At 65.8% G+C, this 14,697-nt stretch carries 13 protein-coding genes and 1 tRNA gene; 6 read left to right on the forward strand and 8 right to left on the reverse strand.

Features of this window, described 5'->3' with window-relative positions; translation table 11 throughout:
- Window positions 1-6 precede the first annotated feature (6 nt).
- Entirely contained in the window at window positions 7-288 is a 282-nt protein-coding gene (locus ACQR1H_RS16215) for an acyl carrier protein (protein WP_006609130.1), read from the reverse strand.
- 217 nt (window positions 289-505) lie between these two features.
- Window positions 506-856 (reverse strand): hypothetical protein, encoded by a 351-nt coding sequence (locus ACQR1H_RS16220; RefSeq protein WP_315803108.1) that lies wholly within the window; start codon window positions 854-856, stop codon window positions 506-508.
- A gap of 236 nt (window positions 857-1,092) precedes the next feature.
- Between ACQR1H_RS16220 and ACQR1H_RS16225 the strand changes: the two genes are divergently transcribed.
- Window positions 1,093-1,719 carry a ParB-like protein gene (locus ACQR1H_RS16225; protein ID WP_315803109.1) on the forward strand — a complete coding sequence of 209 codons (627 nt, stop codon included), beginning with the start codon at window positions 1,093-1,095 and terminating at the stop codon, window positions 1,717-1,719.
- Window positions 1,720-1,724: 5 nt separating this feature from the next.
- On the opposite strand, the gene ACQR1H_RS16230 is transcribed toward ACQR1H_RS16225, so the two are convergent.
- Both ACQR1H_RS16230 and ACQR1H_RS16235 read right to left on the reverse strand, forming a co-directional pair.
- Window positions 1,725-2,309 (reverse strand): peroxidase-related enzyme, encoded by a 585-nt coding sequence (locus tag ACQR1H_RS16230; RefSeq protein WP_434907838.1) that lies wholly within the window; start codon window positions 2,307-2,309, stop codon window positions 1,725-1,727.
- Between the two features lie 152 nt (window positions 2,310-2,461).
- Window positions 2,462-4,216, reverse strand: coding sequence for an ATP-binding protein (locus ACQR1H_RS16235; protein ID WP_434907839.1), 1,755 nt, complete (start codon window positions 4,214-4,216; stop codon window positions 2,462-2,464).
- 487 nt (window positions 4,217-4,703) lie between these two features.
- On the opposite strand from ACQR1H_RS16235, the gene ACQR1H_RS16240 reads away from it, so the two are divergent.
- The 3 genes from ACQR1H_RS16240 to ACQR1H_RS16250 all read left to right on the forward strand — a co-directional run bounded on the left by ACQR1H_RS16240 (window position 4,704) and on the right by ACQR1H_RS16250 (window position 7,000).
- Entirely contained in the window at window positions 4,704-5,225 is a 522-nt protein-coding gene (locus tag ACQR1H_RS16240; protein WP_315714485.1) for an Hsp20/alpha crystallin family protein, read from the forward strand.
- A 170-nt stretch (window positions 5,226-5,395) separates the two neighbouring features.
- Window positions 5,396-6,313, forward strand: a complete 918-nt coding sequence (gene hpaD / locus ACQR1H_RS16245) for a 3,4-dihydroxyphenylacetate 2,3-dioxygenase (RefSeq protein WP_315827378.1) — start codon at window positions 5,396-5,398, stop codon at window positions 6,311-6,313.
- 168 nt (window positions 6,314-6,481) lie between these two features.
- Window positions 6,482-7,000, forward strand: a complete 519-nt coding sequence (locus ACQR1H_RS16250) for a hypothetical protein (RefSeq protein ID WP_434907840.1) — start codon at window positions 6,482-6,484, stop codon at window positions 6,998-7,000.
- A 26-nt stretch (window positions 7,001-7,026) separates the two neighbouring features.
- Here the strand turns inward: ACQR1H_RS16250 and ACQR1H_RS16255 are convergent, their stop codons facing one another.
- Complete coding sequence (locus ACQR1H_RS16255; protein ID WP_315803114.1) at window positions 7,027-7,182, reverse strand: hypothetical protein; 156 nt, start codon at window positions 7,180-7,182, stop codon at window positions 7,027-7,029.
- A gap of 232 nt (window positions 7,183-7,414) precedes the next feature.
- Between ACQR1H_RS16255 and ACQR1H_RS16260 the strand changes: the two genes are divergently transcribed.
- Window positions 7,415-8,752, forward strand: coding sequence for a sulfotransferase family protein (locus ACQR1H_RS16260; protein WP_434907841.1), 1,338 nt, complete (start codon window positions 7,415-7,417; stop codon window positions 8,750-8,752).
- A 20-nt stretch (window positions 8,753-8,772) separates the two neighbouring features.
- Here the strand turns inward: ACQR1H_RS16260 and ACQR1H_RS16265 are convergent, their stop codons facing one another.
- The 3 genes from ACQR1H_RS16265 to ACQR1H_RS16275 form a co-directional block, all read right to left on the reverse strand.
- Complete coding sequence (locus tag ACQR1H_RS16265; protein ID WP_434907842.1) at window positions 8,773-11,001, reverse strand: tetratricopeptide repeat protein; 2,229 nt, start codon at window positions 10,999-11,001, stop codon at window positions 8,773-8,775.
- Window positions 11,002-11,231: 230 nt separating this feature from the next.
- Window positions 11,232-11,305: transfer RNA gene (locus ACQR1H_RS16270), tRNA-Gln, on the reverse strand.
- 181 nt (window positions 11,306-11,486) lie between these two features.
- Window positions 11,487-12,197 carry a TetR/AcrR family transcriptional regulator gene (locus tag ACQR1H_RS16275; protein ID WP_315803117.1) on the reverse strand — a complete coding sequence of 237 codons (711 nt, stop codon included), beginning with the start codon at window positions 12,195-12,197 and terminating at the stop codon, window positions 11,487-11,489.
- Window positions 12,198-12,365: 168 nt separating this feature from the next.
- Between ACQR1H_RS16275 and ACQR1H_RS16280 the strand changes: the two genes are divergently transcribed.
- On the forward strand, window positions 12,366-14,645 hold the full coding sequence (locus ACQR1H_RS16280; RefSeq protein ID WP_434907843.1) for a sulfatase-like hydrolase/transferase: 2,280 nt from the start codon (window positions 12,366-12,368) through the stop codon (window positions 14,643-14,645).
- Window positions 14,646-14,697 lie beyond the last annotated feature (52 nt).

Here is a 14,697-nt window from a genome sequence, read left to right on the forward strand (position 1 = left end):
AGGCGCTCACGCGCCCTTGGCGGCGACCAGCTCGTCGATGCGGGCGCACAGGTTCTTCAGCACGAAATACTGCTCGGTGCTGGCTTTGCCGTCGTTGACTTCCTGCGTCCACTTCTCGAGCGGCAGCTTGATCCCGAAGGCCTTGTCGATCGCAAACGCGATGTCGAGGAAATCGAGGCTGTCGATGCCCAGATCGTCGATGGCGTGGCTATCCGGCGTGATCGTGTCGCGCGGGATGTCGCAGGTTTCAGCGATGATCGTGGCGACCTGATCGAATGTTGAGGACATCACTAAGCCTTTGATATTTTGGAGCTAATCCGGTAGGTGGCGACGGGAGGACACCGCGCCCCCGGGGGCGTCTGATGCGAGCCCTTTTACCCCCGTCGCCCGGGGAGTCGTGTGCCCGTATATCGGAGCGACGCGGTGAGTTCAATGGAGCCGGACACGGCGGTTGTGGCGGGATTGTGATGCCCCGCCGGCCGCGGCAGCCGCGTCCAGCAGGGGATCAGGGCGTGTAGGTCTCGGTGATGATGCGGGCGCAGTCGCGCCGTCCGGTCAGCAGGCAGTCCTGGGTCTTGCGCAGGTCGGCAATGCTCATCGCCAGCCAGATGCCGATCGCGGTCAACGCGACCGTGAAGGCGATGGCGGCGATGTTGGCCAGGATGCGGTGGCGGAAGTCATCGGGCTCCTCACGCGGTTGCTCATACCGGGAGAGATCGAGTGTCGGCTGCTCGCGCCGGTGCAGCTGAATCGGCGGACTGCCGCCCTCGGCCGCGCGCCGCACCGGACTGCTGCGCGGCCGGAACGGCACCACGCGATGCTCTTCCTCCGCTGCAATGGGGCGCTGGGACTTCATGCCTCGACTCCGATGACCCCTTTTTAGCACGCGGGCCCAAGCTCTCACAAAGAAAGTTTGCCATAATTGAGCTGCATCAGCAAAACATCTCCCTCCTCGGATGCATCCAGTCGGCGCCCGCGCCGCCGGTGATTGGAACCTGCCGCGGCCGGTCCGAACGGCGTCGCAGCTACGGGCAGATGCGCTGGAACAGCTCGGCGGGCGTGGCATAATGCTGATCATCCCGGAGCCCAGCCATGGCCAATACCCGCGAGCCGCTGCTTCATCCCGTGCCGATCCTGTCGCTGCGCCCGACACAGATGACCGTCGGCATGCGCGAGGTGAAGGAGAAGCGCGAGCGCTGGCGCGAGCACAAGTCGAAGAAGAAGCAGGCCGAGCTGCTCGGCAAGCACATGATTCCAGTGGTGCTCGGTCCCGATGAGCGGCACTACGTCGTCGACCACCATCACCTCGCCCGCGCGCTCCATGACGAGGGCGTCAAGGACGTGCTGGTCACGGTGATCGGCGACCTTTCGATGGTCGATCGCGAGGCGTTCTGGGGCGTGATGGACAACAAGCGCTGGGTCTATCCCTACGACGCCAAGGGCGTGCGGCGGCATTTCAAGGACCTGCCGAAGACCGTCGCGAATTTGAAGGACGATCCGTTCCGCAGCCTGGCCGGCGAGCTGCGCCGCGCCGGCGGCTTTGCCAAGGACACGACGCCGTTCAGCGAGTTCCTATGGGCCGACTTCCTGCGCCGCAAGGTCAAGCGCAAGACGGTCGAGACCCATTTCGCCGCCGCCATGGAGCACGCGCTGGCGGCCGCAAAGAGCCACGACGCGGTCTATCTGCCCGGCTGGTGCGGGCCGGCGTCGGACGATTGATCGTCTCACTTGGTCTTCGGCAGCCGCCCCATCAGGTAGAACTCGTCGTTGGGCCGCATGCCTGTGACATTCGCCATCCGGTTCGACAGCGCGAAGAATGCCGCGATTGCGGCGATGTCCCAGATGTCGTCGTCGCTGAAACCGTGGCCGGCCAGCGCCTTGAAATCGGCGTCCCCGACGGTCTGCGCCTCGAGCGCCACCTTCATCGCGAAATCGAGCATCGCCCGCTGCCGCGGCGTGATGTCGGCCTTGCGGTAGTTGATCGCGATCTGGTCGGCGATCAGGGGACTCTTGGCGCGGATGCGCAGGATCGCACCATGCGCGATGACGCAATACTGGCACTGGTTGGCGCTCGAGGTCGCCACCACGATCATCTCGCGCTCGGCCTTGGTCAGCCCGCCGTCCTTCTCCATCAGCGCGTCGTGATACGCAAAGAACGCGCGGAACTCGTCCGGCCGGTGCGCGAGTGTCAGGAACACGTTGGGCACGAAGCCGCTCTTCTCCTGCACGCCGAGCAGCCGGGTGCGGATGTCGTCCGGCAAGGCGTCGATTGCGGGAACGGGAAAGCGGCTGATGGCGGGCTGGGTCATGGCAACGGGTCCGGCATGTGGGGCGGGAGGCGAACCTTAGTGGATCGCGGCGCAGGCGCAACGGTCCAGCCCATCACCTCGCCGGTGGCGGAGTGCCCGCAACGCCTCCTCGGAGGCGTCGTCGATCGAGATTTGAGTGGGGGGCCGCCGTCTTAGCGGAGCGGCTTCTTCAACAGCGAGAAGCGGTCCGGATCGAGGCCCATCGAGGGCTGCAGCATTGGGGCGTCCAGCGAGGCGGACAGGCTGCCGCGATCTCCGAGGTTGCCGGCGCCGCCGTCGCCGCTCGAGGCGTCCCGGCTCGAGGTCGCTCCGCGCCAGCGCTCCAGCACGGCACTGACGAAATGCATGTCGTGTCCGGCATTCACCGAGCGGACGGTGGCGATCGTCGCCTCGCTGCGCGGCAATTGATGCAGCGGCACCTCCTTGAAGCGCAGCCGGGTCGGCAGCGCGACGCCTTCGCCGAACGCCAGCACCTCGCGGGTGCCGAGCGAGGGGACGAAGGAGAGCAGGTTGGCGGCGGCGTCCGACACCGCCGAGCGCAGCAGCGACTGGTCGCGCTCGTTGGCGAGGCGCATCGTGAACAGCGTGTTGCACTGGGAGATGATGGTGGCGTCGAGCTCGGCCGGCCGCTGGGTGATCAGGCCGAGATAGACGCCGTATTTCCGGCCTTCCTTGGCAATGCGCGAGATCGCCTTGCGGGTCGGGCCGAAGCCGATCGAGCGGTCGGCGGAGGCGTAGCGGTGGGCCTCCTCGCAGACGAACAGCAGCGGCGAGACGCCGTCGCTCCACAGCCCGAAATCGAACGCCATGCGGCACACCACCGACACGACGGAATCGACAACCTCGGCCGGGAAGCCGGCGAGCTGCATCACCGTCATCGGCCGGCCATTGGCGGGCAGGCGGAACAGATGGCTGATGACCTCGGCCATGGTGTCGCCGCCGACATTGGCGTTGTCGAACATGAAGGCGTAGCGCGGGTCGTTGCGTACGGTCTCGATGCGCGAGATCAGCTTGTGATAGATGATGCGCGAGGAGCGGTTCTCGAGCTTGCCCATCCGCTCGTCGATCAGGTTGATCAGGTCGACGAGGCGGTAGGGCACCGGCGTATCGACGGTGTAGCCGACCATCTTGGGGTCGACGCGCTTGAGCCCGATGCGGTCCGTGTTCTGGTACTGGGTGTAGATGCCCTTCGCCAGCGGGATCACTTCGGCAAGGATGTCGAGCTCTTCCGGCACGCCCGGCCGGCCGCCGAACAGGACGTCGACGATCTCCTCGAAATTGAACAGCCAGAACGGCAGCTTCAGGTTGCGCGGGTTCAGCACCAGCGCTTTTTCACCAAAGCAGCGGCCATATTCGTTGTGGACGTCGAGCAGGAAGATGCGCAGGTTCGGCCGCGCCTTCAGGATCTCGTTGAGCAGCAGCGACACGCCGGTCGATTTGCCCACGCCGGTCGATCCAAGCACCGCGAAATGCTTCGAGAGCATTTCCTCGACATTGACACAGGCGCGCACGGAGGTGTCCTGCTGCAGCGCGCCGATGTCGATGTGGTCGCCGGCGGTCGGCGTGTAGATCGTGCGCAGCTCCTCGCTCGTGATCATGTCGACGGCGTCGCCGATGGTCGGGTAGTGGGTGACGCCGCGTTGGAACTTGGGCCGTTCGGCCGGCCCGAGAATCTCGCCGAGCAGGTCTACCGACGCCGTCGCGACGTATTCGCTGGCATGCGAGAGGTCCTCGCTGGTCACCTCGGTGATGATCGCAATGATCGTGGCGCTCGGGCAGCGAATGCTGATGAAACGGCCGACTGTCGCGCGGATATCGGAGACGTTCATCTGCTGTTTCGACAGAATGCCGACGCGGGCCTGGGAGCCCCGCACCGAGATCACGCGTCCGAAGGATGTCACGGTCATGAAACCTGTGGTGAATTGTTGAGCTGACACCTTCTCTGCTGGGACTGGAAAATTTGTTAAGCGGGCAATGTTTGTGAACGCGCCGGCGCCCGGTCCGGCCGTCGGAGGGGCGCGCGGAGCGTTGCGATCGCGCCTCCTCAATGGGGCCTAACACTTTGGAGTGTAAGGATTTCTGCATCCTTCCCTAAAGCGTTGCGCGAGCCGTTCGGGTTAACGTCCGGTTCACCATCTCCAAGGCTCTTCCTTCAGGGCTCTTCGGCGCTGGACGCCCCGACCCCGAAAGCAACCTGGATGGGTTGCCGCACCGATCCGAAAGCCGTCCGGCCGCTCAGCGATTTGATCGCAATCAATCTGGAACCCGGGCGTGCCGGCTATATCTTTCCCGTCAAGCGCGAGGGAGCGGATGCCGGCCGATCTCGTCGGATGACATTGGTCGCGCCGATGCCGTTGCAGACCTGATCCTCGCGTGAAGCAGGAGGATGATGTTATGGCTGAACCTACCAAGCTGCCCGTCAACACCGAGAAGGCAGGTGCGCCCTCCATGCAGGGATGGCGGCCGTTCGAGAACCTGCGCCGCGAGATCGATCGCGTGTTCGAGGACTTCCATGGCGGGATCTGGCGCACACCGTCGCTGTTCGACCAACTGCCGGGTCTGGCCCGCGCACGGTCCTTTGCCGTGGCGCCGGCGGTCGACGTCGCCGAGCACGACAATGCCTATGAGGTCACGGCTGAGTTGCCCGGCCTCGACGAGAAGAACGTCGAGGTGAAGGTTGCGAGCGGCGTGCTCTCGATCAAGGGCGAGAAGCAGGAGGACAAGGAGGAGAAGAAGAAGGACTATTACGTCCGTGAGCGCAGCTTCGGCTCGTTCGAACGCTCCTTCCAGATCCCCGACGGCGTCGACACCGACAAGATCGAGGCCGTGTTCAAGCAGGGGGTGCTCAAGGTCACCCTGCCGAAGAAACCCGAGGTACAGAAGGCCGCCAAGACCATCGACATCAAGGCGGCGTGACCGCATCCTGTGGCTTTCTGTCCCATGATCATGGGACAGACGATGGATCGGACGCCGAGGAAGGGCCGCGCGCGCGGCCCTTTTTTTCGCGGAGCTGCAGGGGTAATCTGCCTCCCAAGCAAACGGTCGGCGATGCCGGACCGGGGAACGACCGGAAGGGAGACGAGAGGATGGGCAAGCTCGCACTGGCGGCCAAGATCACGCATGTGCCGTCGATGTATCTCAGCGAGCTGGATGGTCCGGCCAAGGGCAAGCGACAGTCGGCGATCGACGGTCATATCGAGATCGGCCGGCGCTGCCGCGAGGCCGGCGTCGACACCATCGTCGTGTTCGACACCCATTGGCTGGTCAATGCCGGCTACCACATCAATTGCGCGCCGCATTTCGAAGGGCTCTACACCTCGAACGAGCTGCCGCACTTCATCGCCAACATGACCTATGAATACGACGGCAACCCGGAGCTGGGCCACATCCTCGCCGAGGGCGCCAACGCCCATGGTGTTGCCACCATGGCCCACGATGCGACGTCGCTGGCGCTGGAATACGGCACCTTGGTGCCGATGCGCTACATGAACCCCGACCGCCACTTCAAGGTCGTCTCCGTCTCGGCGCTGTGCACCTCGCATTATCTCGCCGACAGCGCCAAGCTCGGCTGGGCGTTCCGCCGCGCGGTCGAGGATCATTACGACGGCACGGTCGCCTTCTTCGCCTCGGGCTCGCTGAGCCACCGCTTCGCCCAGAACGGCACCGCCGACGAGTATCGCGACCGGATGTTCAGCCCGTTCCTGGAGCGGCTCGACCACGAGGTGATCCAGATGTGGGAGCACGGCGAGTGGCCGGATTTCTGCGACATGCTGCCGGAATATGCCAGCAAGGGCCATGGCGAGGGCTTCATGCACGATACGGCCATGCTGCTGGGCGCGCTCGGCTGGAACCACTACGACCGCGGCGTCGAGGTGGTGACGCCGTTCTTCCCGTCATCAGGGACGGGCCAGATCAACGCGGTGTTTCCGGTCTCACCGATGCCGCAGGCGCTGGACGACGTCGGCCGGCCGCGCGCCGCCGCGCTCGCGGGCGGTCGGCTGTAGCGCCGCTCACCAGACCTCCGGATGCCGGAGCATCTCGATGATGTCCTCCGGATAGACCTGATCGGCGGTCGCCGTGAGCCCGGCTGGTCGCCGCCATTTGCTCGGTGTTGAACCGCGGCGTCGGCGGCGCGACCAATGCGGGATGGACCGGAGGCCGGTGACCGCTCAATGCTGACGAGAATTCTGTTGCTGACCGCGATGCTCATCGTGCCGGGCATGGCGGCGGCGCAAGTGCCGCATCGCGAGGCCTGCAACGTCGAGGCCGACATCATCGACCGCGATCCGAACGGCGCCAATGTCCGCGCGGAGCCAGGCGGCGGCATCGTCAATGCCTTGAAGAACCCGACCAGCGACGGCTGGATCGTCGTGCATCTCGCCGCGCAGCAGGGTGACTGGTTCGAGATCGACCGGGCCGTGCTGAACGACGTCGAGCAAGGCAAGGAGACCGTGATCTTTCAGGGCAGGGGCTTCCTGCATCGGAGCATCGTCGGCGCCGGCGGCCTGCAGAACGGCGCGGCCATCTACCGCGATCACGCCACATCGAGCGCGAAGCTCGACCCGCATGCGAGCGGTGACCAGGCGGTCGAGCTGCTCGGCTGCTTCGGCGACTTCGCCAGGATCCGCGTCAAGAAAGGCGTCGGCTGGACGCGGCAGCTCTGCACCAACATGGTGACGACCTGCTCGTGAGCGGCTGCGCCCTCTGATGCGATCCTTCAGGCCGCGTGGCGTTGATGCGACAGCCGCTCGCGCTCGCACCGGCACTCGGCCGCGAACTGGCGCAGCCGCTCGATCGTCAGCGTGTCGGTGATGCTGCGCGCGAGTCGCTCGGCGCGTTCGATCTGGTCTTCGAGGTCCATCAGCTTGGTCATGTCCCGTCTCCCTGGCCAGACAATTTGAAGCAAATTGCATCGTTCCGGCCGGATGAGGATCGTGGTGAATGACGGGTTAATTCCGTGATCGGGCGCACCTTGGCGAGATCGTGAAGTCGAGGAGACGATGCGAGGCGGGGACCGGCAGGACAGCGTCGTCGACGCAGCGCAAGCGTCGCATTCAGCCTCGATCGCGGCGCCTCTGTTGTGATCGGGCGGGCCGTTCGCTAGCATGGACGCCTCACCGCGCCCAGGGAAGCGTTCCATGCCTCGCCGGAAAGTCGATTCCGACGAAACCATCGTCGTCGCTCCAGAGCTGCGCTCGCCCAAGGCTGTACAGCTCCTGACGAGGATGCTCTCCCTGGATCGCGAACTTGGCGCGAGGCAAGTGCTGGACGTCGATCAGTTGCTCGACCTGGCGCAAAGCCGCGTCGGCTCGGTGCCGCTGGGGACGCACAGCGAACTGCATCTCGAAGGGATCAGGCGCCTGGCAGGCTCGATCGCACGCGATACCCACTATGACGATCTCGGCCGCTACATGGCGAGCCACTACATCTATGGCTGGCTCGAGCGGTACCTTCAGTTCGAGCAGGATGTGGCCGACTTCCCCGACATCGTCGACGTGCCCGTTGCAAAGCCTCTGTTTCTCGTCGGTTTCGGCCGGACCGGAAGCACGTTTCTGCATCATCTGCTGGCCCTCGATCCCCAGGCGCGGGCACCGCGGCTCTGGGAGTTGCAGGAGCCGTCGCCACCGCCTCGTCGGGAGACGTATGAGACGGATCCGCGGATCGACCGGCTTCGCGTGCACGCCGATTTTAGGTCGGCCGTGATGCCGGATCTGCACAAGATCCATGAGTTCGCCCCCGCGGCCCCCGAGGAGTGCCAGCTCATGATGTGGCACGGCCCGCAGCACATGATCCTCGGGCTGAGGTCACCGGACTATTGGCAATGGTTCCGAGGGGTGAGTCCGTCAGAGTTGGACATGCTGTACGCCGGCTACAAACGTCAGGTTCAGCACCTGCAGCTGTTTCATCGCGGCGAGCACTGGGTCAGCAAGTCGCTGGCTCATGCGCAGTTCTTTCCGGTGCTGTTCAAGAGCTTTCCCGACGCGCGGATCGTTCGGCTGCATCGGGATCCCTGCCAGATCATTCCGGCCCTCGCCAGCCTGATCGGGCAGATGCAGATCGCCTATACGCCGCGCCTCGATGCCCACGACCTCGGCCAGCGCATGCTCGAGCTGTTCGAGCAGTCGATGGCCCGGATGATGCAGGCCGACGAGGAGGCGAGATCCGGCCAATTCATCGATGTCCTGTTCGAGGATTTGACTCGCGACCCGATCGCGACCGTTCGCACCATCTATGCGAAGTTCGGCTACGATTTCACGGGCGAGTTCGAGGCCCTCATGCGACGGCACTTGCAGGCGGAGTCCAGCAGCCGCCGTTTCAAGCATGTCTACTCGCTCGAGCAATTCGGATTGTCGCGGGCGCAGGTGCTAGCCCGGTCGGAAGAGTATCTCGCATGGGTGGAACGGCGCACGGGCGCGAGGCTCTGCCGGCCCGGTCGGTCCTGATCCAATCAAAACAGGAAACGCTAGCGGATCGGCGCTTGCCGGCAATAGTCGCGCCAGAACGTCCGATATCCCTGTTCCACATGCTGCGTGTAGAGCGCGCCGTTTCCGGCCGCTGAATGCGAGACCCTGGCCGGCAGCTCGGCGCGGAGCGCGGCAAGCTCGGCAGGCCGCGAGCAGAATTTCAGCGCTGTCGCGAGATAGCTTTCGTCGTCATCGGCGACCCACGCGTCCAGGCCCACTGCCTTGGCGATCGCGCCGCCCGCGCGGGCGGCAGGGCCGCTGCCGAGCTTGGTGACCACAGGCACGCCCATCTGCAGCGATTCCCAGGTCGAGATGCCGCCATTCTGCGGGAACGGATCGAGCGAGATGTCGATCTCGGCGAACATCGCAAGATGCTCCTGGCGCGTCGTCTTTCCTGCACAACGGACGCGGTCCGCGGTAATGCCGTGAGCGACGAAGCGTGCAACCAATCGGTCGCGCAGCAGGGGATCGCCCATCGAGTGGTTTTTGACGACGATGATCGAGCCGGGCGTTGCAGCCATCAGCTGCGACCAGAGTCTGAGAGCAGGTTCGGACATCTTTTCGATGCGATTGAACACGCCGAAGGTGACGTGGCCGTTACGAAGCATCGGCAGCGGCGATGGCGGAATGGGAGGCGGGGGTTCGATCGTGATCAGCGACGGCAGGTCGTAGATCTTTTCGGCGAACAGATGCCGGACCGCGGGTGGAATCGTCACCGGATCGGCCAGCAGATAATCCATGACGGGCAGGCCCGTCCCGGTGACGCTGCCGACGGCCGAGACCTGGACCGGGGCGGGCTTGCGCGCAAACATCGTGAGCCGGTGGCCGGCGGAATGCCCCGAGAGGTCGACGAGGATGTCGACCTTGTCGGCCTGGATCTGATCGGCGAGCTTGTCGTCGCCCCACAGCGAGGCGTCCACAAAGCGATCGACCAGCGAGCGGCACAGGTCGGTCTTCGCGTCCTTCATCGGCGAACAGGAATAGGCGAGGATTTCGAACTTGTTGCGATCGTGGTGGCGCAGGAGGGGGAGGAAGGCAAAGGCCGCTGAATGGTCGCGGAAATCGGACGAGACGTAGCCGACGACAAGCCGCCGGTCGGGGTCGATGTTTCGCACGCCGAGCGCGCGGCGCTCTAACCGCGAGCCGATCGCATCCCACCAATATCTCCGCGCTTCCTGAAGACGTTCCACCCCGGTGTCGGGCAGGAAATCCAGCGCGAAGATCTTCTTGGTGATCGCGTCCTCATGGTTCGGTCGGATCGCGAGCGCGCGGTCGTAATGTTCGATCGCCGTGGCGGTGTCGCCCTGCGCTGCAGCGCAGACGCCGAGCAGGGTCCAGGCGATCTCCGAGTCCGGGTTCTGTGCCAGCACCTTGTTGATAACGGAGATCGCGAGCGCGATATTGCCATGGACGAGAGTGACCGTGGCCTTGCCGCAAAGTGCTTCTTCCAGCAGCGGCTCGAGCGCGAGCGCGGCGTCGAAATCGGCTTCCGCCTGGTCGAACTTGCCCATCTCCTGATACGCCCGGCCGCGCTGGGCGAGCACGGCGGCAGCCTTCGGATTGATCGCCAGCGCCGCATTCAGCGCGGCCAGCGCGGAATCGAACTCCCGCAGGTTCATGCTGGCCACGCCCTTGCCGAACAGGGCCGTCAGCAACCGCGGCTGCAGCGCCAGCGCGCGATCGAAGTTCTGACCGGCCTCGTCGTTGCGGCTCGTGAACAGCAGCGCCATGCCGCGATTGGCGTAGGCCTCGGCATAGTCGGGCTTCAGGGCAATGGCGCGGTCATGCGCCGATATCGCCTCCTCGAAACGGAAGAGGCTCATCAGCGCGTTGCCCAGATGCGTGAGCGCGGCCGGGAAGTTCGGCCTGAGCGCGATGGCGCGCTCGAAGCGGGCGCGAGCGTCCTCGTGGCGGCCGAGCCGGGACAGCGACAGGCCGAGATCAGACTGTGCGTCGGCCGAGCGCGGGTCGATCTCGGTCGCGCGTGTCAGCACGCGCACCGACTGGTCGAAGCGGCCGCAGTCCCGTTCGGACACGCCGAGCAGACGCAGGGCGCCGAAATGGTGCGGCAGGTCCTGCAGGATCTGCTGGCACAGGGCCTGAGCCTCCGGATGCCGGCCCTCGCGGTAGGCCTTGACCGCCCCCGGCAGCAGCACGTCCGCCTGCTTCTTGGCCCGCTTTTGCAGCCTTGCGTTCTGGAAGGCGCGGGAGCCGACGCTGCTTTGCAAGTGCTTTCCTCCACGGAACCGGTCCATTGCTCGCAATGGTTGTTCCGTTCTCGCCGATTCGCAATGAGCAGACGTTAACGCGCGGGACCGCGCGCCGAAGGGGTGGCGGACGCCGCAGCGCGTCCCGCATGGGCATGCAATCTCGGGCGTAGGGCAAAACCGAGCCGGATGCTTCTCAGATCACAAGGACGAGGCGGTGGAGCTTCAAGCCGTCGCGGCAATGATCAAGCTGGCTGGGGAACCTGGATTCGAACCAAGACAAACAGAGTCAGAGTCTGTTGTGCTACCGTTACACCATTCCCCAACGGAATGCCCTGCAGTTTCAAGCAATTGCCGGACTGTTTGGCACCGTTCTGCGCGCCGGCCGGCAAAGCTCGGGCGGCGGCGACGCGTCCTTCTACCCGCATGTATCAGGCTTTGGCAAGCCGCTGGATGACGGATTTCCAACGTGCTCTGCCGCCCGTCGCGCCACGGGCTGGCCGGGTCTAGCGCTCGGCTCTCGCGGCCCGCGGCTTTCGCGGCGCGCCGTCCGGGCCGCCGCGCACCAGCAGGACCAGACAGGCGCCGAGCCGTTCCGCGATCTCGTCGTCGTCGATCGACAGCGGGCCGGGATCGTTGAGGATGGCGTTCACCAGGGTGCCGAGCACGACCTGGACGCCGAACGCGACCGTCTTTCGCGCGTCCGCTGTTCCCGACCGCGTGCGCGACGCCGCGCCGGCGCGCCCGCCCCCAGGCAGCAGCAGCGCCGCACGCTCCGACAGTGCCTGTGCCAGCTCCTTGAAGCCGCTCCAGTGGTTCGCGCCGCGCTCGCTGCGCACCAGCGCGGCGCGAAGCACGCCCTTGTGACGGCGCATCCACAGCACGGTGCCGCGCACCAGCAGGTGGCATTGCCGGTTCAGGTCGCCCGCGCGGGCGGGATCGGGCGGCTGGAGTCTCAAGAGCTGCTTCCGCCCGTCCGCCAGGGTGAGCGAGAGCAGGGCGTTGAAGTAGGCCTCCTTGCTGTCGAACCGGCTGTAGAAGGCGCCGACCGTTGCCCCGATATGCGCACAGAGGTCGCTGATCGACAGCTCCGCGAGGCCGCGCGTGTGCAGCAGCTCCGCGCCGGCCGTCAGCAGGGCAAGCGTCGTCTCGCGGCTGCGCTGCTGCCGCGACGGGGTGACGCCGGGCAGGTGGTCCGGCGCGATCCGCTGAGGCATGTCGCTGGCTCCCTCTAGAACAATAATCATAATTATGATTATGATCTGAGGCAAGCTTGGCCGTGCCGCCCCTGCCCGGGACGTCGCGGATCCCAGAGCCATCAGAACGATACAACTCGTGCGGGCTGCCAGGCGCGGCCGGGACGCGAGCAAGAGGGAGGACGAGGCATGAGCGAGCCCGCATTCGGTGGCACGATCGGCAGGACCATTGCAGGCTCCAGGCCGTGGTGGCCGGCGCCGCAGCAGCCGCCGAAGGGCGCGCCCAACATCCTGGTGGTGCTGTTCGACGATGTCGGCTTTTCCGATTTCGGCTGCTACGGCTCGCCCATCCGCACCCCCGCGATCGACGCGCTGGCCGCGCAGGGCCTGCGCTATTCGGGCTTCCACACCACCGCGATGTGTTCGACCACGCGGGCGGCGCTCCTCACCGGCCGCAACCATCATTCGGTCGGCGTCGGCTGCCTTGCCAATTTCGACTCGGGCTATCCCGGCTATCGCGGCAAGATCGCGCGCGAGGCAGGGACGCTGGCGGAGATGCTGCGCACCCATGCCTATCGCAACTACATGGTCGGCAAGTGGCACGTGACGCCCTTGACCGAGAGCGGCGCGACCGGGCCGTTCGACGGCTGGCCGCTGGGGCGCGGCTTCGACCGCTTCTACGGCTTCCTCGACGCCGAAACCGATCAATATGCGCCGGAGCTCGTGCTCGACAACACCCATGTCAGTCCGCCCGGCAGCTACGCCGACGGCTATCACCTGACTGCCGATCTGGTCGATCAGACCATTCGCTTCATCGCCGACCACACCGCCGACCGACCGGAATTGCCGTGGCTGACCTGGCTCGCCCTCGGTGCCTGCCACGCGCCGCACCAGGCGCCCCGCGAGATCATCGAGAGCTACGACCCGGCCTTTGCTCATGGCTGGGACGCCGAGCGCGCGCAGCGGCTGGCACGGCAGAAGGCGATGGGGCTGGTGCCGGAAAATACCGATCTGCCGCAGCGCAATGACGGCGTGAAGGCCTGGGACGCGCATTCCGACGACGAACGGCGCGTCTTCACCCGGCTGCAATCGGCCTTCGCCGGCATGCTCGATCATGCCGACCAGCATCTGGCGCGGCTGCTCGCCTTTCTCGACAAGACCGGCCAGCGCGACAACACGCTCGTGATCGTCATGTCCGACAATGGCGCCAGCCAGGAGGGCGGGCCGCTCGGCTTCGTCAACGCGATGGGACCATTCAACTTCAAGCCGGAGCCGGTCGCCGAGAAGCTCGAGCGGATCGACGACATCGGCGGGCCGGATACGCACTCGAACTTCCCGCATGGCTGGGCGATGGCGTCGAACACGCCGCTGCGCCGCTACAAGCAGAACACCCATGGCGGCGGCATCCGCGATCCCTTCATCGTCTCCTGGCCGCAGCGCATCGCGGCGCGCGGCGAAGTCCGCCACCAGTTCGTCCATGCCTGCGACCTCGTGCCGACCCTGCTCGACCTGATCGGCATCGATGCGCCGGCCACGATCGCGGGTGTGCCGCAGATGCCGCTCGAGGGCGTGAGCTTCGCCGCCTCCATCACCGATCCGTCCGCGCCGTCGAAGCCCGTGCCGCAATATTTCGAGATGTTCGGCCATCGCGGCCTCTGGCACGACGGTTGGAAGGCGGTGGCGTTTCACCCCACCGGTACGCCGTTCGACAACGACAAATGGGAGTTATTCCATCTGGCGCAGGATTTCTCCGAGACGCATGATCTCGCCGCCGCCGAGCCGGAGCGGCTCGCGGCACTGGTGAAGCTGTGGTGGGAGCAGGCGGAGGCGCACCAGGTGCTGCCGCTCGACGATCGCTTCGGCCCGCGCTTTGCCGAGAACGCCGCGCGTTTCCACGGTGCGCGTACGCGCTTCACGTTCCACGCCGGCATGGGCCATGTGCCGACCGACGTCGCCCCCGACGTGCGCAGCCGCGACTATCTGATCGAGGCCCATGTCGAGATCGATGCAGAGGGCGCATCCGGCGTATTGATCGCCCATGGCGATGCCACGTCAGGCTACAGCCTCTACGTCAAGGACGGCCATCTCGTGCACGATCTCAACATCGGCGGCCGCCACGAGATCGTCAGATCGGTTGGCCCGGTGCCGGCGGGATCGCATCGCCTGGGCGTGCGCGTCGAACGTCTGAGGCGGCAGACCGAGCCGGCCAAGGGCGCGCGCACCGGCCTGAGCCAGTACACGTTGCTGATCGACGGCGAGGAGGCCGGCGCGTTGACGACGCAGCTGGCCTTTCACACGCTGATCTCATGGTCGGGGCTCGACATCGGCCACGACCGCGGCAGCCCGGTGTCGGACTACGCGGCGCCGTTCGCATTCACCGGACAGCTGTCGCACGTGACCGTGACGATGCAGAACGAGCAGAGCCTGGACGGGGAGGCCGTGGGGCAGGCCGAGATGGCGCGGCAATAGGTGCGAGCGGGACGCGGCGGATTATTCCGCCGCTTCCTTGACATCACCCGCG

This window comes from Bradyrhizobium sp. HKCCYLRH2015 (assembly GCF_051168215.1).
Taxonomy (GTDB): domain Bacteria; phylum Pseudomonadota; class Alphaproteobacteria; order Rhizobiales; family Xanthobacteraceae; genus Bradyrhizobium.